Origin of the sequence: Pseudomonas sp. Y5-11 (assembly GCF_022368695.1) — a bacterium.
GTDB lineage: Bacteria > Pseudomonadota > Gammaproteobacteria > Pseudomonadales > Pseudomonadaceae > Aquipseudomonas > Aquipseudomonas parakoreensis.
Window position 1 is genome coordinate 5819718 of the sequence record NZ_CP058974.1, and the last position, 23547, is coordinate 5843264.

Below are 23547 nucleotides of genomic sequence, written 5' to 3' on the forward strand. Positions count from 1 at the left end.
TCAGCGCTTGCCCAGCGTGACCTCGAAGCGGCAACCATTAGGCTCCATGGTGCTCAACGTCACCTCCCAGCCCTGGTTTTCACAGATTCGCTGCACCAGTGACAAGCCCAGCCCCAAGCCTTCACCGCGCTTTTCATTGCCACGCACGAAGGGCTGGAACATGGCTTCGCGTTTTTCCTCGGGAATGCCCACGCCAGAGTCTTCGACGACGAAACCGTTGTCGTTGAGTGTCAGGCGAATGAATCCGTGTTCGGTGTAGTGACAGGCATTGCGCAGCAAATTACCCATGACCGCGCTGAGCAGGGTGGCATTGAAACAGGTGTCCGGCGGGTTGCCCGGCTCGAATATCAGCCGCAACCCTTTGGACTCGATGGGTTCGCGCCAGATACCCAGCAGTCCGTCGGCCACCTGGGCGAGGTTCTGCTGCGGCGCGGAACCGGCGTCTTCCCGCTGAGCGCGGGCGAGCATCAGGAAGGTCTGCACCAGTTCGCGCATTTCCTCGCTGGCTCGGGCAATTCGCTCGACCTGGGCCCGACCGCGCTGATCCAGCCCGGGGTTTTCCAGAAGCAGCTCGCAGGAACTGGCCAGCACCATCAACGGCGTACGCAGTTCGTGACTGACATCGCTGGTGAACAGCCGCTCGCGGGTCAGTGCCTGTCGCAGACGCCCGAGCGTGGCATCGAACGCCACCGCCAATTCGCCGACTTCGTCAGCCGCATAGTCCGGTGCCAGGGGCGGCGCCAGCCCCAGTAATTGATCGCGATGGCGCACTTGCCGCGCCAGGCGCACCACTGGCGCCATGACCTTGCGTGCCAACACCCAGCCGAGAAACACCGCCAGCGCCAGACTGAGCACAAAACCCACCAGCACCACGGCAAACAGCACGCGTTCACGTTCTTCGAAATCGCTTTGATCCTGCAGCAGGACATAACGACGGCCGTCGACGATCTCGACCATCGCGTGATAAGACAACTGCTCGCGGAACACTTCGTGGAAGCCCGCATCAAGGTGACGCAGATCCTTGGGCAGCTCGAAATCGCCTGGCCCACCGCTGAAATAGAACAACTGATCCGGTTCCGGGCGATGGCTCCAGTCCGAGACGTTGTCCATCAGCAACAGACGCTGCAGGTCGCCGCCCAGCCCCGCCGAAATCAGTTTTTCCTCCACCAGGTGCACGGTCGCCACAATACCCATGGCAAAGGCCCCGGCCACCAGCGCACTCATCAGCGCAAAGGCGATGATGATCCGCTGGGAAAGGCTTTGCTTAAACTCCATCACGCCCCTCGGCCAGGCGGTAACCCACGCCGTGCACGGTTTGCAGCAACGGCTTGGCGAAGGGCTTGTCGATCACCTGACGCAATTGGTGGACATGGCTGCGCAGGCTGTCGCTGTCCGGGCAGTCATCGCCCCACAGCGCTTCTTCGAGAATTTCCCGGCGCAGGACATGCGGACTCTTCTGCATCAACACCGCCAGCAGTTTGAGGCCGACCGGGTTGAGCTTGAGCAGCTTGCCCTCGCGGGTCACTTCCAGGGTGTCGAGGTCGTAGCTCAAGTCACCGACCTGCAACGCACGGCGTCCGCCACCCTGGGTCCGGCGCATGACGGCCTCGACGCGCGCCGCCAGTTCGGACAGGGCAAACGGCTTGACCAGGTAATCGTCGGCCCCGGACTTGAAGCCCTGCAGACGATCGTCCAGTTGATCGCGAGCGGTGAGCATGATCACCGGTGTGTCGCGCCGCGCGTCTTCACGCAGGCGCTTGCACAGGGTGTAGCCATCGATCCCGGGCAACATGATGTCGAGCACAATCAGGTCGTAATGCTCGGTGGCCGCCAGATGCAAGCCTGACAAACCATCCTGGGCACAATCGACGGTATAGCCTTTGAGCCCCAGGTAATCGGCCAGATTGGCCAGGATATCGCGGTTGTCTTCGACCAATAGAATTCGCATTGGCATTTCCTCCGTACACAGTAACGGCCGTCTTGGCCCGCGCAGCTTAAGGCCTCCGCCGATTCAGGGCTAGGGCCGGCATACGCGCAAGTCCATTTGCCCGGACAAATTAAATAATTAACAAAGTTTTCACTATCGATTCACAACCTGATTACAGTGACGCCGCGACACTCGCGCGCCATTGATATAAGGAAAACGAGACAATGGACTCTTTCAAGACCGCGCCCGTGCGCTTTCTGCTGCTGATCACCGGCACCTGGCTGGTCATTTTTCTCCTGACGCGAGCGGTCCTGTTGCTGACTCACCTGGATGAGGCCGGTGGCCTCGCCCTTTCCGTGTTCGGCATCGGTGCGCTGTATGACCTGGGGTTCCTTGCCTACGCGGCACTGCCAATGGGCCTGTACTTGCTACTCTGCCCGCCGGGCCTGTGGCGCCGTCGCGGACATCGCGGGTTCCTGCGCGTCCTGCTGACGATCAGCCTGTTCGCCATGTTGTTCGTGGCGGTGGCCGAATGGCTGTTCTGGGACGAGTTCGGCGTGCGCTTCAACTTCATCGCCGTCGATTACCTGGTGTACTCCGACGAAGTGCTGAACAACGTCCTTGAATCCTACCCGATCGGCAAACTGATGAGCCTTCTCGCCGTATTGGCCGTGGTCATCAGTTTCGCTTTGCGCAAGCCGTTCAATGCCGCCATGAATGCCCCGCTGCCAGCGCTGCGCGGACGCCTGCTCAGCGCCTTGGGCCTGCTGATCGTCGCGGGCCTGAGCCTGCAACTGCTCAGCCAGGACGCCCCACGCGCCCAGGGCGGCAACGCCTACCAGAACGAGCTGGCCAGCAACGGCCCGTATCAGTTCTTCGCCGCGTTCCGTAACAATGAATTGGACTACACCCAGTTCTACAAAAGCCTGCCGGCGGAAAAAGTCGCCAGCCAGATCCGTTCCGAGCTGAGTGAGAGCGACGCGCGCTTCATCGGCAAAGATCCACAGGACATTCGCCGGGTGATCGACAACCCGGGCACCCCGCGCAAGCCGAACATCGTGCTGGTGACCATCGAAAGCCTGAGCGCCAAGTACCTGGGCAGCAACGGCGACGGTCGCAACCTGACGCCGAACCTCGACGCCTTGCGCAAGCAGAGCCTGTACTTCAATAACTTCTACGCCACCGGCACCCGCACCGACCGCGGTCTGGAAGCCATCACCCTGGCCATCCCGCCAACGCCGGGCCGCTCGATCGTCAAGCGCATCGGCCGTGAGAGCGGTTTCGCCAGCCTTGGCCAACAGCTCAGCGCCGTAGGTTACGACAGCGTGTTCGTCTATGGCGGACGCGGTTACTTCGACAACATGAACGCGTTCTTCAGCGGCAACGGCTATCGCGTCGTCGATCAGAGCAGCGTCGATGAAGCCGAAATCCACTTCAAAAACGCCTGGGGTATGGCTGACGAGGATCTGTATCGCCAGACCCTGAAGCTGGCGGACGCCGATTACGCCAGGCAACAGCCGTTTCTGCTGCAATTGATGACCACCTCCAATCACCGCCCTTACACCTACCCGGACAACCGCATCGACATCAAGTCCGGTAACGGCCGCGATGGCGCGGTGAAGTACACCGACTATGCGATTGGCCAGTTCCTCGAGCAGGCGCGGCAGAAACCGTGGTTCGACAATACGATCTTCATTTTCGTCGCTGACCACACTGCAGGCAGTGCCGGTAAAGAAGACTTGCCGATCACCAACTATCAGATCCCGCTGTTCATCTATGCGCCGAAAATGATCGAGGCTCGCGAAAGCGCGCAACTGGCCAGCCAGATCGATCTGGCCCCGACGCTGCTGGGCCTGCTGAACCTGGATTACACCTCGACGTTCTTCGGCCGCAACCTGTTGCAGGACAACCCGCTGCCACCGCGCGTGGTGGTCGGCAACTACCAGCATCTGGGCCTGTTCGATGGCAAGGATCTGGCGATCCTCAGTCCGCGCCAGGGCTTGCGCCGGCATGACGATGCGTTGACCGAGAGCCGCGAGTCGCGGGTCAGCAGCGACGACCCGCTGATTACCCGCGCGATCACCTATTACCAGACCGCCAGTTATGGCTTCAAACAGCAGTTGCTGAGCTGGAAGCCTGTGAAAGAAGAGGCTCCGCAGGTCAGTGATCGTTAACTGAAGACGGACGTTGTTGTGTCAGTCAGCCTCTGTGTTGACTGACATGACGCCTTCGCTGGCGAGCCAGCTCCCACAAGGATTGCGCTAAACCTGTGGGAGCTGGCTTGCCAGCGATGGGCGCACCTCGGTATAGCGCCAACGACAAATCGAAGGCAATAAAAAACCCCGCCTGCTCATCGCAGGCGGGGTTTTTCGTTACAGGGTAAGGCTGGCTTACATCATGCCGCCCATGCCACCCATGCCGCCCATGTCTGGCATACCGCCGCCAGCCGAGCCTTCTTTCTTCGGTGCATCAGCAACAGCTGCTTCGGTGGTCAGGATCAGACCGCCGATCGAGGCTGCAGCTTGCAGAGCGGAACGGGTGACCTTGGTTGGGTCCAGGATGCCCATTTCGATCATGTCGCCGTATTCGCCGGAAGCGGCGTTGTAACCGAAGTTACCTTTGCCGTTCTTCACTTCGTTGACCACTACGCTTGGCTCGTCACCGGAGTTGGCAGCGATCTGACGCAGCGGCGCTTCAACAGCGCGACGCAGCACAGCGATACCGACGTTCTGGTCAGCGTTGTCGCCGGTCAGTTCGGTCAGGGCTTCCAGAGCGCGGATCAGCGCAACGCCACCGCCAGGTACCACGCCTTCTTCAACGGCTGCACGGGTTGCGTGCAGGGCGTCTTCAACGCGGGCCTTCTTCTCTTTCATTTCAACTTCGGAACCAGCGCCAACCTTGATCACTGCAACGCCGCCGGACAGTTTGGCCAGACGCTCTTGCAGTTTTTCACGGTCGTAGTCCGAGGAAGTTTCGGCAACCTGGGCGCGGATCTGAGCGATACGTGCTTCGATGTCGCCTTGTACGCCAGCACCGTCAACGATGATGGTGTTCTCCTTGGACAGGGTCACGCGCTTGGCGTTACCCAGGTGCTCCAGGGTGGTGCTTTCCAGGCTCAGGCCGATCTCTTCGGAGATCACGGTACCGCCAGTCAGAACGGCGATGTCCTGCAGCATGGCCTTGCGACGGTCGCCGAAGCCTGGCGCCTTGACGGCTGCAACCTTGACGATGCCACGCATGTTGTTCACGACCAGCGTCGCCAGGGCTTCGCCTTCAACGTCTTCGGCTACGATCAGCAGTGGACGGCCGGCTTTGGCAACGGCTTCCAGCACTGGCAGCATTTCGCGGATGTTCGAGATCTTTTTGTCGACCAGCAGGATCAGCGGGCCGTCGAGCTCGGCCACCATGGTGTCCGGCTTGTTGACGAAGTACGGGGACAGGTAGCCACGGTCGAACTGCATGCCTTCTACAACCGACAGTTCGTTTTCCAGGCCCGAGCCTTCTTCAACGGTGATCACGCCTTCTTTACCGACCTTTTCCATGGCTTCGGCAATGATGTCGCCGATGGAGTTGTCGGAGTTGGCGGAAATGGTGCCGACCTGAGCGATGGCCTTGGTGTCAGCGCATGGCTTGGACAGGGCTTTCAGCTCTTTGACGATGGCGATGGTCGCTTTGTCGATACCGCGCTTCAGGTCCATCGGGTTCATGCCGGCAGCGACGGCTTTCAGGCCTTCGTTGACGATCGATTGAGCCAGAACGGTCGCAGTGGTAGTACCGTCACCAGCGTCATCGTTGGCACGGGAGGCAACGTCTTTGACCAGCTGCGCGCCCATGTTTTCGAAGCGATCTTCGAGTTCGATTTCCTTGGCGACGGAAACGCCGTCCTTGGTGATGGTCGGAGCGCCGAAGCTCTTCTCGAGAATCACGTTACGGCCTTTCGGGCCCAGGGTCGCTTTTACCGCGTCAGCCAGAACGTTGACGCCTTTGAGCATCTTGGAGCGAGCGGCATCGCCGAACTTAACTTCTTTAGCAGCCATGATCGATATTCCTTAAATACTTTGTAGTAACGGGAAAATGAACGGGGGTATCAGCCTTCGATAACAGCGAGGATTTCGTTCTCGCTCATTACCAGCAGGTCTTCGCCGTCAACTTTCACAGTGTTGCTGCCGGAGTAAGGACCGAACACAACCTTGTCGCCTTCCTTCACGGACAGTGCACGCACTTCACCGTTTTCCAGAGCCTTGCCCGGGCCTACAGCGAGAATCACACCGTGGTTGGCTTTTTCAGCAGCCGAACCTGGCAGGACGATACCGCCAGCGGTTTTCTTTTCTTCTTCGCTGCGACGGATGACGACGCGGTCATGCAGAGGACGAAGCTTCATTGTCGATCTCTCCTAATTGTGGTTTTCATCGGCCGGTGTAGTCCCGGCGGGTTTAACAAATCCGGCCTGCGCCGGTTGCGGTTCGTCGAGCGAACCGCGGAAGTCTGTCCGGCTTGAATGCCGGAAACCTTTCGGTGACCGATACATAAGGGCGCATAAGCTGATTACAAGGGCGGGGACAGAAAATTTTTCATCCTGTGCCCCTTGAATGCCGCGCATAAACAAACGGCACCCGAAGGTGCCGTGTCTATGCAGGGGTTACTGGCTGTCGCGATGTTCGAACTCGCCTTCGATCACATCACCCTCGCGGCCCAGAGGCTGGCGCGGTGCAGGACCGCCACGGGGTTGCAGGTCATCGGCAAAGGCCCGCTGACGCATCGCCTGTTCTTCGGCGCGCTGACGCATTTTATTGGCCAGCAAACGACGGGTGAACGGCAACAACATCACCAGACCGACCACGTCACTGACGAAACCCGGCAGGATCAACAGGCCGCCAGCCAAGGCGAGCATCAAGCCTTCAAGCATGGTCTGTGCGGGCAACTCACCGCGATTCAGGCTTTCACGGGCACGCAGCGCAGTTGCCAGACCGGCGACGCGCAGTACGAACACACCGAACATCGAGCCGAGAATGATCAGCAGCAGGGCCGGGAAAAACCCGATCGCCCCTGCCACTTTGACGAATACGAACAGCTCCAGCACCGGAAACAGCAGAAAGAGCAACAAAAAAGGGCGCATCAAAGATTCCTCAACGCAAGAAATGCCTTGCAGTAAGCCTTAGATGACGTCGCCCTTTCGTGAATTCAAGCGTCGGCCACCGCATTTTTTGGCCAGACCTCGGCGTGAGCCAGAGAAACCAAGGCTTCGCGCACTTGTATCGGCGTATGACAAGGCGCTTGAAAGGGCAACCAGTACAGTGCCTGACCGATGCGCAGGTGCATGCCTTCGCTGTCGATTCCGGCCAGTTGCGCCGGCACGGTTTGCGGCAACCCGCTGAGCTCCACGTAATGCGCGATGGCTTTGGCGTGATCGCTGTTCATGTGCTCGACCATGCTGATTTCCGCCTTGCCGGCAAACGGGTTGGCCAGGGTCAACTGATCGACCCAGTGAATCGCGCCGAAACCGCCGATGTAGCGGTGACGTACCGGGTTGAGCACCCAGAAATCAAAATCGTGGGCCTTATGGTAGTTCTGCGAATCGGGGAAATACCGGTAGTAACGCTCGGCGGCGGCTTCGATAGCCGCCGGATCTTCGAGCTTTTGCGCCTCGGCCAGATAGGTCAGGCGACCAACGGCCTGCACGTCGTCGGCCTCACGCTCGCCCACCAGCAGCGAACACTTCGGGTCCTTCTGCAAGTTGTGAGTGTGTTGGGCGATGCGGCTGATCAGGATCAGCGGACGGCCTTGCTCGTCCAGGCAATACGGCACCACTGAGCCGAACGGGAAACCGGGCATCGATTTGGAGTGGGTCGACAATACGCCACGGTATTCCTTGAGAAGCAATTCTCGGGCATTCTTGGCCGCTTCAACGCTCAATTTATGACTCCTTAAATAGAATCCGTCGAAAAAACGGACAGGCGCCTGGGGATAAGTCCCTGTAACGCCATCGGGCAATGCTCATGTGCAATCTGGCCATACCGGTACGGATCGAGCGTCGCCAATAACAAAAACCACTCAGACCGGCTATCGGGGCATGCGCATGCAACTCAACGACAAAGTAATCATTATCACCGGCGGTTGCCAGGGTTTGGGCCGTTCCATGGCCGAGTATTTCGCCGGCAAAGGCGCCAGGCTTGCACTGTTTGACCTCAATCAGGAAAAACTCGATGACGCGGTGGCAGCCTGCAAGGCCAAGGGTGTCGAGGCGCGCAGCTATCTGTGCAACGTGGCCAATGAAGAACAGGTTGAACACATGGTCGCGCAGGTTGCCGAAGATTTCGGCGCGATCCACGGCCTGATCAACAACGCCGGAATCCTGCGCGATGGCCTGCTGCTCAAGGTCAAAGATGGCGAAATGACCAAAATGAGCCTGGCCCAGTGGCAGGCGGTGATCGACGTTAACCTGACTGGCGTGTTCCTGTGCACCCGTGAAGTGGCGGCGAAAATGGTCGAGCTGAAGACCAGCGGCGCGATCATCAACATTTCCTCGATCTCCCGCGCCGGTAACGTCGGCCAGACCAACTATTCTGCGGCCAAGGCAGGCGTGGCCGCAGCCACCGTGACTTGGGCCAAGGAACTGGCGCGTTACGGCATTCGTGTGGCGGGCATTGCGCCGGGCTTCATCGAAACCGAGATGACCCTGGGCATGAAGCCCGAAGCGCTGGAGAAGATGACCTCGGGGATTCCGCTCAAGCGCATGGGCAAGCCGGAAGAGATCGCCCATTCGGCCGCGTACATCTTCGAGAACGACTACTACACCGGGCGGATTCTGGAGATGGATGGCGGGTTGCGCATCTAAAGCAAGATCAAAAGATCGCAGCCTGCGGCAGCTCCTGCACAGAGCTTTTCTGTAGGAGCTGCCGCAGGCTGCGATCTTTTAGCAAACGACGCCGATCAATCGTCACTGATGCTGATATTCGGCATTGCCGGCGTCGCCGCTTCCTGCAACACAATGCGCGCGCCGACGTGGCGGGCCAGTTCCTGATAGACCATGGCGATCTGGCTGTCCGGCTCGGCGATCACCGTTGGCTTGCCGCCATCGGCCTGCTCGCGGATCAGCATCGACAGCGGCAGCGAGGCCAGCAGTTCGACACCATATTGAGTCGCCAGCTTCTCGCCACCGCCCTCACCGAACAGATGCTCGGCATGTCCGCAGTTCGAGCAGATGTGCACCGCCATGTTTTCCACCACGCCCAGCACCGGGATGTTGACCTTGCGGAACATTTCCACGCCTTTGCGTGCGTCCAGCAGCGCCAGATCCTGAGGGGTGGTGACGATCACCGCACCGGCTACCGGGACTTTCTGCGCCAGGGTCAGCTGGATGTCGCCAGTGCCTGGCGGCATGTCGATGACCAGATAATCCAGATCGCCCCACGCGGTTTGCGTAACCAGTTGCAGCAAGGCGCCGGAGACCATCGGCCCGCGCCAGACCATCGGCGTGTTGTCGTCGGTCAGGAACGCCATCGACATGACTTCGACACCGTGGGCCTTGAGCGGCACGAACCACTTCTGATCCTTGACCTCGGGGCGAGTGCGCTCGGGGATGCCGAACATGATGCCCTGGCTCGGGCCATAGATGTCGGCGTCGAGAATCCCCACCCTGGCGCCTTCGCGGGCCAGCGCCAGTGCGAGGTTGGCCGCAGTGGTCGACTTGCCCACACCGCCCTTGCCCGACGCCACGGCGACCACGTTCTTGACGTTGGCCAGGCCCGGGATCTGGGCCTGGGCCTTGTGCGCGGCGATCACGCTGTCGACCTCGACCCTGGCGATCGTCACCCCATCGAGGTTTTCGATGGCCAACTGCAGCAACTGCGCCCAGCCACTCTTGAACAGGCCGGCGGCGTAGCCGATTTCCAGCTGAACCTTGACGCGGTCGCCATCGATCTCGATGTGCTTCACGCAACCGGCGCTGACCGGGTCCTGGTTCAGGTAGGGGTCGGTGTATTGGCTGAGGACGGCTTCCACCGCTGCGCGAGTGACGGCACTCATGGGCAACTCCGATAACAAGACTGGGAAAAGATGGCGGGTATCGTACGCTGGACGCTGATTTGTGGCGAACTGATTACTTCAACCCGTTAACCCCTGTGGCGAGGGGATTTATCCCCGATCGGCTGCGCAGCAGTCGCAAAACCATCACCCGCAGTGTGTCTGACAGGCCCTGATATCGGGTTTGGGGGCGGCTTCGCCACCCATCGGGGATAAATCCCCTCGCCACAAATGCTCTCAAAGTACCCAGCGGCACAGGGTGAAAAATATGCGCCAGCGCTTTATAGTGGCCGACCTCCGTTTCATCAAGTAGCGAAGCCCCACATGTCCGAACCACGCAAGATCCTCGTCACCAGCGCCCTGCCCTACGCCAACGGTTCGATCCACCTTGGCCATATGCTGGAATACATCCAGACCGATATGTGGGTGCGCTTCCAGAAGCATCGCGGCAATCAATGCATTTATGTCTGCGCCGACGACGCCCATGGTTCGGCGATCATGCTGCGCGCGGAAAAGGAAGGCATCACTCCGGAACAACTGATCGCCAATGTGCAGGCTGAACACAGCGCCGACTTTGCCGAATTCCTGGTCGACTTCGACAACTTCCACTCCACTCACGCCGAAGAAAACCGTGAGCTGTCGAGCCAGATCTACCTGAAACTGCGCGATGCCGGGCACATTGCCCAGCGCTCGATTACCCAGTATTTCGACCCGGAAAAGAAAATGTTCCTGGCCGACCGCTTCATCAAGGGCACCTGCCCGAAATGCGGCACTGAAGACCAGTACGGCGACAATTGCGAAAAATGCGGTGCGACCTACGCCCCGACCGACCTGAAGGATCCAAAGTCGGCCATCTCCGGCGCGACTCCGGTGCTGAAGGATTCCCAGCACTTCTTCTTCAAGCTGCCAGACTTCCAGCAGATGCTGCAGACCTGGACCCGCAGCGGCACCCTGCAGGACGCCGTGGCCAACAAGATCGCCGAGTGGCTGGACGCCGGCCTGCAGCAGTGGGACATCTCCCGCGATGCGCCGTACTTCGGTTTCGAGATTCCGGACGAGCCGGGCAAATATTTCTATGTGTGGCTGGATGCGCCGATCGGCTACATGGCCAGCTTCAAGAACCTCTGCGACCGAACGCCGGAGCTGGACTTTGACGCGTTCTGGGGCAAGGACTCGACCGCCGAGCTGTACCACTTCATCGGCAAGGACATCGTCAACTTCCACGCCCTGTTCTGGCCTGCCATGCTCGAAGGCGCCGGTTTCCGCAAGCCGACCGGGATCAACGTGCACGGCTACCTGACCGTCAACGGCCAGAAGATGTCCAAGTCCCGTGGCACGTTCATCAAGGCGCGCACCTACCTGGATCACCTGTCGCCGGAATACCTGCGTTACTACTACGCGGCCAAACTGGGCCGTGGTGTCGATGACCTCGACCTGAACCTCGAAGACTTCGTGCAGAAGGTCAACTCCGACCTGGTCGGCAAAGTGGTCAACATCGCCAGCCGTTGTGCCGGTTTCATCCACAAGGGCAACGGCGGCCTGCTGGTCGACAACAACGCTGCGCCAGAGCTGACCGAGGCCTTCCTCGCCGCAGCACCAGGCATTGCCGACGCCTATGAAGCCCGCGACTTCGCCCGCGCCATGCGCGAAACCATGGCCCTGGCCGACCGCGCCAATGCCTGGATCGCCGACAAGGCGCCATGGTCGCTGAACAAACAGGAAGGCAAGCAGGATGAAGTCCAGGCGATCTGCGCCACCGGCATCAACCTGTTCCGCCAACTGGTGATCTTCCTCAAACCGGTGCTGCCGCTGCTGGCCGCCGACGCCGAGGCATTCCTCAATGTCGCCCCGCTGACCTGGAACGACCACACCACCCTGCTGGCCAACCATCAGTTGAACGAGTTCAAACCGTTGATGACCCGCATCGACCCGGTAAAAGTGCAGGCCATGACCGACGCCTCGAAAGAAGACCTGACCGCCAGCCAGACCGACACCGGTGCTGCCGCACCTGCGGGCAATGGCGAACTGGCCAAGGATCCGCTGTCGCCGGAAATCGACTTCGACACCTTCGCCGCCGTCGACCTGCGCGTGGCCCTGATCGTCAAGGCTGAACACGTGGAAGGCGCGGACAAGCTGCTGCGCCTGACCCTGGACATCGGTGATGAGCAGCGCAACGTGTTCTCCGGAATCAAGAGCGCCTACCCGGACCCGTCGAAACTCGACGGTCGCCTGACCATGATGATCGCCAACCTCAAGCCGCGGAAAATGAAGTTCGGCATGTCCGAAGGCATGGTGATGGCCGCCGGCCCTGGCGGTGAAGAAATCTACCTGCTGAGCCCGGACAGCGGCGCCAAGCCGGGTCAACGCATCAAGTAAGACCCAGCGGTAAAACGATCCCACAGGCATGTTCTGCAGGCCTGTGGGATTTTTCATATCTGGCCCACCCTTCGCGGGTGCCGGATAATGCCTAACCTTAAGTGACACCCGCCCGTTGCTGCCGGCAGAACCATGACCGAACTTGCGCTTACGCTGATCAGTGCCGCCCTGCTCAACAACTTCGTGTTGCATTGGCCGCTGGGTGTCGATCCGTTGCTGGCCGGCAGTCGGCGCCTGGTGCATGCGCTGGGGCTGGCGACGGGGTGCCTGATGCTGAGCGTCGGCATCTTCGGTTACGCAATCTGGCACTGGCTGCTGGTACCGCTGCAACTGCAGGCCCTGCACCTGTTCGTGTTCTTGCCGCTGAACGTGCTGCTGATCGCGCCAGTATTGAAACTGCTGACCCGTGCGCTGCCTGACTGGCCCTTCGATGGGCTATGGCCATTGTTGTTGGGCAATGCCGGCGTGCTGGGGCTGGCCTTGATCAATGCGCAAAATGATCATGGCCTGTTGCAGGCGGCGGCACTGAGCCTCGGCGCCGGGCTAGGTTTCTGGCTGGTGCTGAGCCTGTTCAGCGACTTGCGTGAACGCACGGCGGACAACGACATTCCCCTGCCCTTTCGCGGCTTGCCGATCGACCTGATCGGCGCCGGACTGATCGCAGTGATTTTTCTCGGATTCAGTGGACTGATCAAAACATGAGTCTGATTCAACTCATCGACGCCCTCCTGCCGCAGACCCAGTGCGGCAAATGCGGCCACCCCGGGTGCAAGCCCTATGCGCAAGGCATCGTCGACGGCGAACCGATCAACAAGTGCCCGCCCGGCGGCGACGAAACCATCGCCGCCCTGGCTGAACTGTTGAAAGTACCGGTGCTGGAACTGGACGTCAGCCGCGGCGCGGCACCGCCACAAGTGGCCTACATCCGCGAAGCCGAGTGCATCGGCTGCACCAAGTGCATCCAGGCCTGCCCGATCGACGCCATCGTCGGCGCGGCGAAACTGATGCACACCGTGCTGATCGACGAATGCACCGGTTGCGACCTGTGCGTGGCACCGTGTCCGGTGGATTGCATCGAGATGCACCCGCTGCCGCTCGGCACCTTGCCGGTGGTCGGTGGTCTGGCGACCCGCCTTGAAGAGCTGCACGCACGCACGGCCAAACGCGATCATGCGCGCCAGCGTTTTGAACGCCGCAACGCCCGCCTGCAACGTGAAGAACAGCACAAACAGGCTGAGCGCGAAGCCCGCGCGCAACGGGCGGCGCAACCGGCGGCGCAACCGGCGGCGGCCACTCTCGACCCGGTGCAGGCAGCTCTGGAACGGGTGCGCGCGCAGAAAGCCGCAACCGCCGATGCGGCGCTGAAGAAAGCCAAGATCGATGTCGCCATGAGCCGCGCGCAATTGCATAAATCGCTGAAAGCCTTCGGCCATCCACCGACCTTCGAACAGCAATCGCAACTGATCGTGCTGCAGCAGCAGTTCGAAGCGGCAGAACAGGCGCTGGCGAAACTCGAAAGCAGCGCCGCCGTTCCAGCCGCTGCGGCTCCGGCTCCAGGGAAAGACGCGGATCTGAAACGGGCAAAAATCCAGTTGGCCATGCGTCGCGCCGAACTGAAAAAGGCTCAGACCGCTGAAGTACCCGCGCAGCAGATTGCCACGCTGGAACAGGCCCTGCGTGATGCCGAGCAAGCCCTGCATGTGGCCGAGGCGGCCAGTGAGCAGCCTGTGCCTGATCGGGTCCGGGTGGAAAAGCGCCCGATCGACAACCAGCTCCGCCAGTTGAAAACCGAATTGGCCTACGCCCGCGCCGACCTGAGCAAACTCGAACGCCGCGCCGACACACCGAATGACATCCTCGACAAGGCCCGCGCTCGCCTGCTGGCCGCCGAGCGTCAGGTGCAAGACCATGTCGCCCCGTGAGGCACCGGATGATCGCCTGCAACAGGCGATGAAGCAGGTGCTGCTGGCCACGCTGCCGGGATTGTTGGCACTGTTCTGGTGTTACGGCTGGGGCGTGCTGATCAATTTGATTCTGGCGGCGAGCACGGCGCTGCTGATCGAAGCTGGCGTCACCCGCCTGCGGCGCCAACCTTTGCAACCGACGCTCAGCGATGGCAGCGCGCTGGTCAGCGCGACACTGCTGGCCGCTGCCCTGCCGCCTTACTGCCCGTGGTGGCTGACCGTGACCGCGGTGGCTTCGGGTCTGCTGTTCGGCAAGCATTTGTACGGTGGTGTCGGCAAGAATCCGTTCAACCCGGCCATGCTCGGTTTCGCCCTGGCGATGCTGCTGTTCCCACAACCGATGACCCACTGGCCGGCACACGGCATGAATCTGCAGGCCGCTTTTGCCCAAGTCCTGAATCTGGGCCAGGCCCCGGACGCCTGGGTGCAGGCCACTGCGCTGGACAGTCTGCGCATCAACAAGAGCCTGACCATGGATGAGTTGTTCGCCGCCAATCCGGCGTTCGGCCGCTTTGGCGGACGCGGCGTGGAGTGGATCAATCTGGCGTTTCTCGCCGGCGGGCTGTGGCTGTTGCAGCGCCGGGTAATCGCCTGGCAAGCGCCGGTCGGCATGCTGGCCAGCCTGTTTGTCGTCAGCCTGCTCTGCTGGAACGGTTCGGGTTCCGATTCCCACGGCTCACCGCTGTTTCATCTGTTGAGCGGGGCAACCATGCTCGGTGCCTTTTTCATCATCACCGAACCGGTGTCGGGCGCCAAAAGTCCGCTGGCCCGGCTGCTGTTCGGCGTTGGCGTCGGCTTGCTCACCTACCTGATTCGCACATGGGGCGGCTACCCCGACGGTGTCGCGTTTGCGGTGTTGCTGATGAATCTCTGCGTGCCAGCGCTGGAACGTTTTGCCGCCGCCCGCCAGACGCAGGTGCAATCATGAGCCGCACGGTTTCTGTCGTGACGCTCGTGCTGCTGGCCGGCGCGGGGCTCGGCCTGACTTATGTGGTGCAACGCGCCAGTGCGCCGCAGATTGCCAGCGAGCAAGCCCTGCTCGACAGCCGCAAGCTGCTCGATGTGCTCGCGGCCGATGCATACGACAATCAGCCGCTGGAGCAGCCACTGGCATTGACTGATGCGACGTTGAGCCACAGCAAATTGCTGGCGGGTTACCGCGCCAGCAAAGCCGGACAGCCGGTGGCGGTGCTGTTGCGCACGCAGACCGAGGGTTATGCCGGCGTTATCGAACTGCTGATCGCCATCGATGCCAACGGCAGACTGCTGGGCGTAAAAACCCTGCGGCACAACGAAACGCCCGCGCTCGGCGGGCGGATTGGCGACTGGCCGAACCACTGGCTGGCGACATTTACCGGTCAATCGCGTCACGCGCCTGACGACGCAGGCTGGGCGCTGAAAAAGGATCAGGGACAGTTCGATCAACTGGCGGGCGCGACCATCACCTCCCGGGCCACCGTCAATGCAATCCACGACGCCTTGCGCTACTTCGATGAGCACCGGGCAACCTTGCTCGGGATCGGATCATGAACCGGCCGACAAACCTGACGAATGCCTTGATGCTGGTTGTTCTGCTTGGCACCAGTACAACACTGGCTAGCGCATTGGGCATGCTGCTGATGTCGGGCGTCGTCGTGGCGGTTTACGGTGTCTGTTTCGGCGCATTGCGCTCGCGACTGTCTGACCGCGACCGGATGCTGGCCAGTCTGCTGCTGGCCGCCACCCTGACCAGTTGCGCCAATATCCTCGCGCAACGCTGGGCGTTGCAGTGGCAACAGTCACTCGGAATCTATACCGGGCTGATCGCCTTGCAATGCGTGGTGCTGGAATACAATGGATTCTTTGCCCAGGCATTTGGCCTGCGCCTGAAGTTTTTTGGCCTGTCGAGCGGGTTGCTGATCGCGCTGGCTGGACTGCGTGAACTGTTCGGTCAGGGCCATATCGGCCGTGGCCTGCCTGAGCACTGGCAAGGCCTGGTGCTGTTCGACGAAGGGCTGCACCTGTTCACCCTGGTTCCCGGCGCCTTTATCGTGCTTGGGCTTCTGCTCGCCGCCCGCCAGGCCTGGACCCGTTCGAACGCTCTCTCCAAGGAAACACATCATCCATGAATGCCGCAAAACGTCTGGAAATCTTCCGCAGACTTCATGAAGACAATCCCGAGCCGAAGACCGAGCTGGCCTATTCCTCGCCGTTCGAGTTGTTGATCGCGGTCATTCTTTCGGCGCAATCAACCGACGTCGGCGTCAACAAGGCCACGGCCAAACTGTTCCCGGTGGCTAACACCCCCGCTGCGATCCACGCACTGGGCGTCGAAGGGCTGTCCGAATACATCAAAACCATCGGTCTCTATAACAGCAAAGCGAAAAACGTGATCGAGACCTGCCGCATGCTGGTCGAACTGCACAATGGCGAAGTCCCGCAGACGCGCGAGGAACTGGAAGCGCTGCCCGGCGTCGGCCGCAAGACGGCCAACGTGGTCCTGAATACCGCTTTCCGTCAGTTGACCATGGCGGTCGACACGCACATTTTTCGTGTGAGCAACCGCACCGGTATTGCCCCGGGTAAAAATGTCGTTGAAGTTGAAAAGAAGCTGATGAAATTTGTGCCAAAAGACTACCTGCTGGATTCTCACCACTGGCTGATTCTGCACGGTCGCTATGTGTGTCTGGCGCGCAAGCCACGCTGTGGCAGCTGCCGGATCGAAGATTTGTGCGAGTACAAACACAAAACCTCGGACGATTGATTGGCTATTGGAATAATTGATTTACCGATTGAAAAAATCTTTTTTACCCGCAGCAGGAATATCGATATAAGGAGCGCCAAAGGCAGTCTTAGCCTGGAGTTCACCTTATGACTGACAGCAAAGAACAACTGGATGTAGATGACGATTTCACCGCTGTAGAAACCGACGACGCCGAACCGGTGGTCGAAGTCGCCAAGACCAATCTGAGCAAACGCCGCACCATCGACAACCTGCTTGAGGAGCGCCGACTGCAAAAGCAATTGGCCGACTACGATTTTGATCTTTGACACTTGAAAGCCTCCCTGACCGGAGGCTTTTTACTTTCTGCAGCATCTGACATGGCGCAGCGCACGTTGCCTCGGGCTTCAGGAGCATCAGACAAGCCCGTTGCGTTGCGCCAGTTCAATCAGATCCACCAACGACCGGGCATTAAGTTTCAATAGCAGGCGGGTCTTGTAAGTGCTGACCGTCTTGTTGCTGAGAAACATGCCATCGGCGATTTCCTTGTTCGTTTTACCCCGCGCCAACTGCTGCAACACCATCATTTCCCGCCCTGACAGGCGGTCTACCATATCGGCCTCGCTGGCATTACCAAGGCTGGTACGTACGGTATGCAGGGCCTGATTGGGAAAATAACTGTATCCGGACAGTACGGCTTTGATCGCACTGAGCAGCTCCGTCAGATCCTGCTGTTTACAGACATACCCTGCCGCCCCCGATTGCATGCAGCGCATTGAAAAATGCCCTGGGGCCTGGGAAGTCAACACCAATACTTTCAGGGGCATCGGTGTCGAGTTCAGGCGCGCAATAACTTCAAGACCATCGAGCTTCGGTATTCCAATATCCAGGATAACGATGTCCGGCATCTGTTCACGCGCAAGTTGCAAGGCATCTACACCGTTATCCGTTTCTGCAATGACTTCGTAGCCATGACGTTCCATCAGCATACGCACAGCAAGACGAATGACGGGATGATCATCCACGATCAGCACTTTATTCATGGGCAAGTCCAGTTTCGCTGTTCGAATTTTTAGAGCACGCACAATAGCCCAGTCACTTCCGACATGGCACAAGAGAGTTCCATTGCACTCCCAGCGAAAGACATTCCCTACAACAAATAAAGACTATTCCTACAAAAAAACCCACTGACGCACTATTTCCATGACACGACTGTTTTTCCACCCCCTGCACCGACGTGAAAAATACTACGCCCTGAAGCCCTTGCGCACTCGCTTTCAGAGCAAGTTGCTCATCGAATGCAGACCGAATATTCCTGTTCGACGAATACCTGTGACTCACCCGCCATCGGCACTTGGCAGATGACCAATTGTAAAAAGCAACATACAAACCATTCAAAGCACTTTAACAATCAATGTCTGAAACAAGATACTTCTACCCAACTGATTTTCTTTAATATAAAAATAGCCTCAAGCATAAACTTCAACCCACACCCAACCACTCCACCTATCGGAAACACACATTTAATGAGCACTTCCCATGATAAAAGTCAGAAAAAAGATAACCAACCCCATGACTATAATTGCGATATTTGCATTTATTTCCGAATCATCAGCCGCCATTTCCTTGCCTTTTTTAGATAACGACGAAAGGGAGGTCTATGTCTGGTTTCTGATCAGCTTCCCGTTTTACTTGTTGCTGCTGTTTTTTCTAACACTGAACTTCAACTACCGCTCTCTGTACGCCCCCTCGGATTTCGAGAAAGATGACAGCTTTCTAAAAACCTTTGAGGAACTCAAGACCACCGAGAGTACCCCTGATTTGTCTCCAACAGACTCTTCAATTGCAAGCGGCAAGAAATCAAATTCGAATAAACCAGAACGAACGCTACTAAAACAAGGTACTGACCAGACGTACTCCCATCGGTCTGCTGAAATAGCCTGCCCGGAGGAACCGTGGATAGAACACAACATTCAGTTCCCTAAACCCATGGGCACGTTGCGTGCCATAGATGTACGTCCGATGAACAATTCACAGGCGTTCAATATTCTGGTCGAACACTTTCCGCGCCTGAGCAAGCAATCAACCAAGGCAGTGCTGTTTTTGACCGATCCCGTATCCGAAGTTTTGCTCAAGCAAAGGACGCTCAGCCTTATCAGACAGTCGAAGAAAAGCGGCGGCGCGAAACTCTTTGTCGCCTATAACGTGAGTACACAAAGCACTACGGTTCTGAGAGAACTATGAAACGCAAGGCAGATGCCTGAAATGGGTATTCAAGAAAACCCCGGAATGGGCCGTAGCGACAGACAATCCAGGAGAGCGCCAGACGAGCACAAAAAAATGGCGGCTTTGTCCAGAGACAAGCCGCCATTTTTCATACAGGCCTGCGTGACTTAAAACAGCTTGCGGCCCTTGTTGGCTGCAATGCGCATGCGCAGCGCGTTGAGCTTGATGAAGCCCGCCGCATCGGCCTGGTTGTATGCGCCGCCGTCTTCTTCGAAGGTCGCGATATTGGCGTCGAACAGCGAATCGTCGGACTTGCGACCGGTGACGATCACGTTGCCTTTGTACAGCTTCAGACGAACCACACCGTTCACGTTGACCTGCGAAGCGTCGATCATCTGTTGCAGCATCAGACGCTCCGGGCTCCACCAGTAACCGGTGTAGATCAGGCTGGCGTATTTCGGCATCAGCTCGTCTTTGAGGTGAGCGACTTCGCGGTCCAGAGTGATCGATTCGATGGCGCGGTGTGCACGCAGCATGATCGTGCCGCCCGGGGTTTCGTAGCAACCACGGGACTTCATGCCGACATAGCGGTTTTCCACGATGTCGAGACGGCCGATGCCGTGAGCACCACCGATCTTGTTCAGTGTCGCCAATACGGTGGCCGGGGTCATTTCGACGCCGTCGAGGGCAACGATGTCGCCGTTACGGTAGGTCAGTTCCAGGTATTGCGGGGTGTCGGGAGCCTTCTCCGGGGAGACGGTCCAGCGCCACATGTCTTCTTCGTGCTCGGTCCAGGTGTCTTCCAGCACGCCGCCTTCGTAGGAGATGTGCAGCAGGTTGGCGTCCATCGAGTACGGGGACTTCTTCTTGCCGTGACGCTCGATCGGGATCGCGTGCTTCTCGGCGTAGTCCATCAGCTTCTCGCGCGACAGCAGGTCCCACTCACGCCATGGCGCGATCACTTTCACGCCTGGCTTGAGGGCGTAGGCACCCAGTTCGAAACGCACCTGGTCGTTGCCCTTGCCGGTGGCGCCATGGGAAATGGCGTCGGCGCCGGTTTCGTTGGCGATTTCGATCAGGCGCTTGGCAATCAGCGGACGTGCGATGGAAGTACCCAGCAGGTACTCGCCTTCGTAAACGGTGTTGGCGCGGAACATCGGGAACACGAAGTCACGCACGAATTCTTCGCGCAGGTCGTCAATGTAGATTTCTTTGACGCCCATGGCCTGAGCCTTGGCGCGAGCCGGCTCGACCTCTTCGCCCTGACCCAGGTCAGCGGTGAAAGTCACCACTTCACAGTTATAAGTATCCTGCAGCCACTTGAGGATCACCGAAGTGTCCAGGCCGCCGGAATACGCCAGAACGACCTTGTTTACGTCCGCCATGCCATCACTCCACGGGGTTCTACGGAAAGCCGAGGAGTCTACCGCTCAAATCCGATAATTTACAGAGGCGCGACAGCTTAAGACGACAAAGCGACAGAATCTGTCGAGAGCGCGACGATGACCGGCGGGTCAGGAAGTCGCCGCAGCATTGGCGGGTGTGCTGGCTTGCGGCGCTGGCGCGGTGGTCGGCGCCACTCGTGCAAGCTTCACGCTGACCCGGCGATTCTTCGCCCGGTTAGCCGCATTGTTGTTCGGCACCAGCGGGTACTGCTCGCCGTGGAAGCGCACGGTGATCTGCGATTCGGCGATGCCGTTGGCCTTGAAGAAGTCGACCACCGCCAGCGCGCGCCGGCGCGACAGTTCACGATTGGTGAGGCGATTACCGCTGTTGTCGGAATAGCCATCCAGTTCGATGTGATTGACCGTCGGGTCGGCCTTCATGAACTCGAGCATCACCTGCAGCCTGGCCTTGGCGTCGGCATCCAGATCGGTGCCTTCGCCAGGAAAGCCTATCTGCGAGTGTTTGACCTGATCGAAATTCTGCGGCAGCAGCTTCGCCACGCAGGTCTGGTATTCGTTGAACGCCTTGCTGAACTTCACCGGCAACAGACGCACTTCAGAAACCCGGCCATCGCCGGACGCACGACGCACCACCGGACTGCGACCGTCGAGCAAACCGCTGATCAGTCCGCCGGCCTGGGATTGCGAACTGTTGAACAGCACGTTGCCGGTGCCGATCCTGACACTGCCCAGATTGATGTCGTTGCGCCCCGGCTGCCAGGGCGCGGCCGCCGCGAGCAACGTCGCCGAACCGCCGCCGAGCATGGCGTTGTAGGCATTGAGACGAAAGATCGCCTGCTCGCCGGCCTTGCGCACGAACTGGCCCGAGCCGAAATCGGTGATCGGCTGGGTCAGACGGCACTCGAACTTGTCGCCCTCGACCGTCCACTCAATGTTCTCCAGACGCGTCTGGTAGGTGAGCGCCATCGCGGGGAGGCTGGCAAACACACTGAGCAAGGCTAAATATCGCTGGCGCACGGGAGGCTCCATTGGCTTCTGTCACACAAAGACCGATTCACACTATGTTTACGGCATACCTACGGGCTATCGGAAGGTTCCGGCAAAACTTGATAGCGAGTGCCTGCAAGAGTCTTTTCCGGTAGCATTCCCCTCAGTTTGACCCGCCTGGAATCCCCTCATGTCCGACCGCCTGACCCTGCTGCGTCCCGACGACTGGCACATTCATCTTCGTGATGGTGCCGTGTTGACCAATACCGTTGCCGATGTGGCGCGCACCTTTGGCCGCGCCATCATCATGCCCAACCTGGTACCACCGGTGCGCAACGCCGCTGAAGCCGATGGCTATCGCCAGCGGATTCTCGCTGCCCGCCCGGCCGGCAGTCGTTTCGAACCGCTGATGGTGCTGTACCTCACCGACCGCACCCAGCCCGAAGAAATTCGTGAGGCCAAGGCCAGCGGTTTCGTGCACGCTGCCAAGCTGTATCCGGCTGGCGCCACCACCAACTCCGATTCCGGAGTGACCAGCATCGACAAGATCTTCCCGGCGCTGGAAGCCATGGCCGAAGTCGGCATGCCGCTGCTGATCCACGGCGAAGTCACCCGTGGCGATGTCGATGTCTTCGACCGCGAAAAGATTTTCATCGATGAACACATGCGCCGTGTGGTCGAGCGTTTCCCGACGCTCAACGTGGTGTTCGAACACATCACCACCGGCGACGCCGTGCAGTTTGTCAACGAAGCCTCGGCCAACGTTGGCGCGACCATCACCGCGCATCACCTGCTGTACAACCGCAACCACATGCTGGTGGGCGGGATCCGGCCGCACTTCTACTGCCTGCCGATCCTCAAGCGCAATACCCATCAGGAAGCCCTGCTCGACGCCGCCACCAGCGGCAGCGCGAAGTTCTTCCTCGGCACCGATTCGGCGCCGCACGCCCAGCACGCCAAGGAAGCCGCCTGCGGCTGCGCCGGCTGCTACACCGCGTACGCCGCCATTGAGCTGTATGCCGAAGCGTTCGAACAGCGTAATGCGCTGGACAAGCTCGAAGCGTTTGCCAGCCTCAACGGCCCGCGCTTCTACGGTCTGCCGGCCAACACCGATCGCATCACCCTGGTTCGTGAAGAATGGACCGCCCCGACCAGCCTGCCATTCGGCGAGCTGAACGTTATCCCGCTGCGCGCCGGTGAAAAACTGCGCTGGCGCCTGCTGGAGGAACACGCGTGAGTGAAGACCATTTCGACGACGAACTGGACGGTCAAGGTGGCGGCGGTGGTTCCCGTCATCCAATGGCAGCGCGTTTTCGCGGTTACCTGCCGGTTGTCGTCGACGTAGAGACCGGTGGCTTCAACTCGGCCACCGACGCTCTGCTGGAGATTGCTGCGACCACCATCGCCATGGATGAAAAGGGTTTCGTTTACCCGGACCACACCTACTTCTTCCGCGTCGAGCCATTCGAAGGCGCGAACATTGAAGCAGCCGCGCTGGAATTCACCGGGATCAAGCTCGATCACCCGCTGCGCATGGCGGTCAGCGAAGAAACCGCGCTGACCGACATCTTCCGTGGCGTGCGCAAGGCACTGAAAGCCAACGGCTGCAAACGGGCGATCCTGGTCGGCCACAACAGCAGTTTTGATCTGGGCTTCCTGAATGCCGCCGTGGCGCGTCTGGACATGAAGCGCAACCCGTTCCATCCGTTCTCCAGCTTCGACACCGCGACGCTGGCCGGCCTGGCTTACGGGCAAACCGTTCTGGCGAAAGCCTGTCAGGCCGCCGACATCGACTTCGATGGCCGTGAAGCGCATTCGGCGCGTTACGACACCGAGAAGACCGCCGAGCTGTTCTGCGGCATCGTCAACCGCTGGAAGCAGATGGGCGGCTGGGAAGACTTCGACGACTGATCCTCGTCGGGTATTTCCTGCGCATGA

General features: G+C 59.5%; 23 protein-coding genes. 13 read left to right on the forward strand and 10 right to left on the reverse strand.

Features of this window, described 5'->3' with window-relative positions; translation table 11 throughout:
• On the reverse strand, positions 1 to 1275 hold the full coding sequence (locus HXW87_RS26150; protein ID WP_239778007.1) for a HAMP domain-containing sensor histidine kinase: 1275 nt from the start codon (positions 1273 to 1275) through the stop codon (positions 1 to 3).
• On the reverse strand, positions 1265 to 1948 hold the full coding sequence (gene colR / locus HXW87_RS26155; RefSeq protein ID WP_041068401.1) for a two-component system response regulator ColR: 684 nt from the start codon (positions 1946 to 1948) through the stop codon (positions 1265 to 1267). The genes HXW87_RS26150 and colR overlap by 11 nt, the downstream gene beginning before the upstream one ends.
• Positions 1949 to 2151: 203 nt before the next feature.
• Between colR and HXW87_RS26160 the strand changes: the two genes are divergently transcribed.
• Positions 2152 to 4101 (forward strand): LTA synthase family protein, encoded by a 1950-nt coding sequence (locus HXW87_RS26160; protein ID WP_239778008.1) that lies wholly within the window; start codon positions 2152 to 2154, stop codon positions 4099 to 4101.
• Between the two features lie 216 nt (positions 4102 to 4317).
• On the opposite strand, the gene groL is transcribed toward HXW87_RS26160, so the two are convergent.
• The 4 genes from groL to HXW87_RS26180 all read right to left on the reverse strand — a co-directional run bounded on the left by groL (position 4318) and on the right by HXW87_RS26180 (position 7840).
• Complete coding sequence (gene groL, locus HXW87_RS26165) at positions 4318 to 5964, reverse strand: chaperonin GroEL (RefSeq protein WP_007964008.1); 1647 nt, start codon at positions 5962 to 5964, stop codon at positions 4318 to 4320.
• Positions 5965 to 6014: 50 nt separating this feature from the next.
• A complete protein-coding gene (locus HXW87_RS26170) occupies positions 6015 to 6308 on the reverse strand; it encodes a co-chaperone GroES (protein ID WP_007916610.1) in 294 nt (97 codons plus the stop codon).
• Between the two features lie 258 nt (positions 6309 to 6566).
• A complete protein-coding gene (locus tag HXW87_RS26175) occupies positions 6567 to 7043 on the reverse strand; it encodes an FxsA family protein (RefSeq protein WP_095668424.1) in 477 nt (158 codons plus the stop codon).
• 65 nt (positions 7044 to 7108) lie between these two features.
• Positions 7109 to 7840, reverse strand: coding sequence for a HugZ family protein (locus HXW87_RS26180; RefSeq protein WP_095668423.1), 732 nt, complete (start codon positions 7838 to 7840; stop codon positions 7109 to 7111).
• A 163-nt stretch (positions 7841 to 8003) separates the two neighbouring features.
• Between HXW87_RS26180 and HXW87_RS26185 the strand changes: the two genes are divergently transcribed.
• Positions 8004 to 8762 carry an SDR family oxidoreductase gene (locus HXW87_RS26185; protein WP_239779189.1) on the forward strand — a complete coding sequence of 253 codons (759 nt, stop codon included), beginning with the start codon at positions 8004 to 8006 and terminating at the stop codon, positions 8760 to 8762.
• 95 nt (positions 8763 to 8857) lie between these two features.
• Here HXW87_RS26185 and apbC read toward each other — a convergent pair whose 3' ends face one another.
• Complete coding sequence (gene apbC / locus HXW87_RS26190) at positions 8858 to 9952, reverse strand: iron-sulfur cluster carrier protein ApbC (RefSeq protein ID WP_182402265.1); 1095 nt, start codon at positions 9950 to 9952, stop codon at positions 8858 to 8860.
• 321 nt (positions 9953 to 10273) lie between these two features.
• On the opposite strand from apbC, the gene metG reads away from it, so the two are divergent.
• From metG to HXW87_RS26230, 8 genes are all read left to right on the forward strand, one after another.
• Positions 10274 to 12325 carry a methionine--tRNA ligase gene (gene metG, locus HXW87_RS26195; protein WP_121186959.1) on the forward strand — a complete coding sequence of 684 codons (2052 nt, stop codon included), beginning with the start codon at positions 10274 to 10276 and terminating at the stop codon, positions 12323 to 12325.
• Positions 12326 to 12457: 132 nt separating this feature from the next.
• The gene (locus HXW87_RS26200) at positions 12458 to 13027 is read left to right on the forward strand and encodes an Rnf-Nqr domain containing protein (RefSeq protein ID WP_121186961.1); all 570 of its coding nucleotides are present in this window, start codon (positions 12458 to 12460) and stop codon (positions 13025 to 13027) included.
• A complete protein-coding gene (rsxB, locus tag HXW87_RS26205; RefSeq protein ID WP_239778010.1) occupies positions 13024 to 14247 on the forward strand; it encodes an electron transport complex subunit RsxB in 1224 nt (407 codons plus the stop codon). Before HXW87_RS26200 ends, rsxB begins: the two co-directional genes overlap by 4 nt.
• Positions 14234 to 15217: an RnfABCDGE type electron transport complex subunit D gene (locus tag HXW87_RS26210; RefSeq protein ID WP_239778011.1), complete on the forward strand. Its 984-nt coding sequence runs from the start codon at positions 14234 to 14236 to the stop codon at positions 15215 to 15217. Before rsxB ends, HXW87_RS26210 begins: the two co-directional genes overlap by 14 nt.
• Positions 15214 to 15819 (forward strand): RnfABCDGE type electron transport complex subunit G, encoded by a 606-nt coding sequence (locus HXW87_RS26215; protein ID WP_182402271.1) that lies wholly within the window; start codon positions 15214 to 15216, stop codon positions 15817 to 15819. Before HXW87_RS26210 ends, HXW87_RS26215 begins: the two co-directional genes overlap by 4 nt.
• Positions 15816 to 16397, forward strand: a complete 582-nt coding sequence (locus HXW87_RS26220) for an Rnf-Nqr domain containing protein (protein ID WP_182402273.1) — start codon at positions 15816 to 15818, stop codon at positions 16395 to 16397. The genes HXW87_RS26215 and HXW87_RS26220 overlap by 4 nt, the downstream gene beginning before the upstream one ends.
• Positions 16394 to 17032: an endonuclease III gene (gene nth / locus HXW87_RS26225; protein ID WP_003227707.1), complete on the forward strand. Its 639-nt coding sequence runs from the start codon at positions 16394 to 16396 to the stop codon at positions 17030 to 17032. Before HXW87_RS26220 ends, nth begins: the two co-directional genes overlap by 4 nt.
• Before the next feature lie 107 nt (positions 17033 to 17139).
• Positions 17140 to 17319, forward strand: a complete 180-nt coding sequence (locus HXW87_RS26230) for a hypothetical protein (RefSeq protein WP_041068377.1) — start codon at positions 17140 to 17142, stop codon at positions 17317 to 17319.
• An 87-nt stretch (positions 17320 to 17406) separates the two neighbouring features.
• Here the strand turns inward: HXW87_RS26230 and HXW87_RS26235 are convergent, their stop codons facing one another.
• Positions 17407 to 18033 (reverse strand): response regulator transcription factor, encoded by a 627-nt coding sequence (locus HXW87_RS26235; protein WP_003227711.1) that lies wholly within the window; start codon positions 18031 to 18033, stop codon positions 17407 to 17409.
• 496 nt (positions 18034 to 18529) lie between these two features.
• Here HXW87_RS26235 and HXW87_RS26240 point away from each other — a divergent pair, with 496 nt between their 5' ends.
• On the forward strand, positions 18530 to 19234 hold the full coding sequence (locus HXW87_RS26240) for a hypothetical protein (protein ID WP_239778013.1): 705 nt from the start codon (positions 18530 to 18532) through the stop codon (positions 19232 to 19234).
• A gap of 149 nt (positions 19235 to 19383) precedes the next feature.
• Here HXW87_RS26240 and HXW87_RS26245 read toward each other — a convergent pair whose 3' ends face one another.
• Positions 19384 to 20601, reverse strand: coding sequence for an argininosuccinate synthase (locus tag HXW87_RS26245; RefSeq protein ID WP_027612065.1), 1218 nt, complete (start codon positions 20599 to 20601; stop codon positions 19384 to 19386).
• A 129-nt stretch (positions 20602 to 20730) separates the two neighbouring features.
• Positions 20731 to 21639: an OmpA family protein gene (locus tag HXW87_RS26250; RefSeq protein ID WP_086791774.1), complete on the reverse strand. Its 909-nt coding sequence runs from the start codon at positions 21637 to 21639 to the stop codon at positions 20731 to 20733.
• Between the two features lie 160 nt (positions 21640 to 21799).
• Here HXW87_RS26250 and pyrC point away from each other — a divergent pair, with 160 nt between their 5' ends.
• A complete protein-coding gene (gene pyrC, locus HXW87_RS26255; protein WP_239778014.1) occupies positions 21800 to 22846 on the forward strand; it encodes a dihydroorotase in 1047 nt (348 codons plus the stop codon).
• On the forward strand, positions 22843 to 23520 hold the full coding sequence (gene rnt / locus HXW87_RS26260; RefSeq protein ID WP_003227721.1) for a ribonuclease T: 678 nt from the start codon (positions 22843 to 22845) through the stop codon (positions 23518 to 23520). The genes pyrC and rnt overlap by 4 nt, the downstream gene beginning before the upstream one ends.
• The last annotated feature ends 27 nt before the right edge of the window (positions 23521 to 23547 follow it).

Excerpts from the sequence above, each read along its gene's own strand:
- HXW87_RS26150 (WP_239778007.1), bottom strand. The coding sequence starts at position 1,275 with ATGGAGTTTAAGCAAAGCCTTTCCCAGCGGATCATCATCGCCTTTGCG.
- colR (WP_041068401.1), bottom strand. The coding sequence starts at position 1,948 with ATGCGAATTCTATTGGTCGAAGACAACCGCGATATCCTGGCCAATCTG.
- HXW87_RS26160 (WP_239778008.1), top strand. The coding sequence starts at position 2,152 with ATGGACTCTTTCAAGACCGCGCCCGTGCGCTTTCTGCTGCTGATCACC.
- groL (WP_007964008.1), bottom strand. The coding sequence starts at position 5,964 with ATGGCTGCTAAAGAAGTTAAGTTCGGCGATGCCGCTCGCTCCAAGATG.
- HXW87_RS26170 (WP_007916610.1), bottom strand. The coding sequence starts at position 6,308 with ATGAAGCTTCGTCCTCTGCATGACCGCGTCGTCATCCGTCGCAGCGAA.
- HXW87_RS26175 (WP_095668424.1), bottom strand. The coding sequence starts at position 7,043 with ATGCGCCCTTTTTTGTTGCTCTTTCTGCTGTTTCCGGTGCTGGAGCTG.
- HXW87_RS26185 (WP_239779189.1), top strand. The coding sequence starts at position 8,004 with ATGCAACTCAACGACAAAGTAATCATTATCACCGGCGGTTGCCAGGGT.
- apbC (WP_182402265.1), bottom strand. The coding sequence starts at position 9,952 with ATGAGTGCCGTCACTCGCGCAGCGGTGGAAGCCGTCCTCAGCCAATAC.
- metG (WP_121186959.1), top strand. The coding sequence starts at position 10,274 with ATGTCCGAACCACGCAAGATCCTCGTCACCAGCGCCCTGCCCTACGCC.
- HXW87_RS26200 (WP_121186961.1), top strand. The coding sequence starts at position 12,458 with ATGACCGAACTTGCGCTTACGCTGATCAGTGCCGCCCTGCTCAACAAC.
- rsxB (WP_239778010.1), top strand. The coding sequence starts at position 13,024 with ATGAGTCTGATTCAACTCATCGACGCCCTCCTGCCGCAGACCCAGTGC.
- HXW87_RS26210 (WP_239778011.1), top strand. The coding sequence starts at position 14,234 with ATGTCGCCCCGTGAGGCACCGGATGATCGCCTGCAACAGGCGATGAAG.
- HXW87_RS26215 (WP_182402271.1), top strand. The coding sequence starts at position 15,214 with ATGAGCCGCACGGTTTCTGTCGTGACGCTCGTGCTGCTGGCCGGCGCG.
- HXW87_RS26220 (WP_182402273.1), top strand. The coding sequence starts at position 15,816 with ATGAACCGGCCGACAAACCTGACGAATGCCTTGATGCTGGTTGTTCTG.
- nth (WP_003227707.1), top strand. The coding sequence starts at position 16,394 with ATGAATGCCGCAAAACGTCTGGAAATCTTCCGCAGACTTCATGAAGAC.
- HXW87_RS26230 (WP_041068377.1), top strand. The coding sequence starts at position 17,140 with ATGACTGACAGCAAAGAACAACTGGATGTAGATGACGATTTCACCGCT.
- HXW87_RS26235 (WP_003227711.1), bottom strand. The coding sequence starts at position 18,033 with ATGAATAAAGTGCTGATCGTGGATGATCATCCCGTCATTCGTCTTGCT.
- HXW87_RS26240 (WP_239778013.1), top strand. The coding sequence starts at position 18,530 with ATGATAAAAGTCAGAAAAAAGATAACCAACCCCATGACTATAATTGCG.
- HXW87_RS26245 (WP_027612065.1), bottom strand. The coding sequence starts at position 20,601 with ATGGCGGACGTAAACAAGGTCGTTCTGGCGTATTCCGGCGGCCTGGAC.
- pyrC (WP_239778014.1), top strand. The coding sequence starts at position 21,800 with ATGTCCGACCGCCTGACCCTGCTGCGTCCCGACGACTGGCACATTCAT.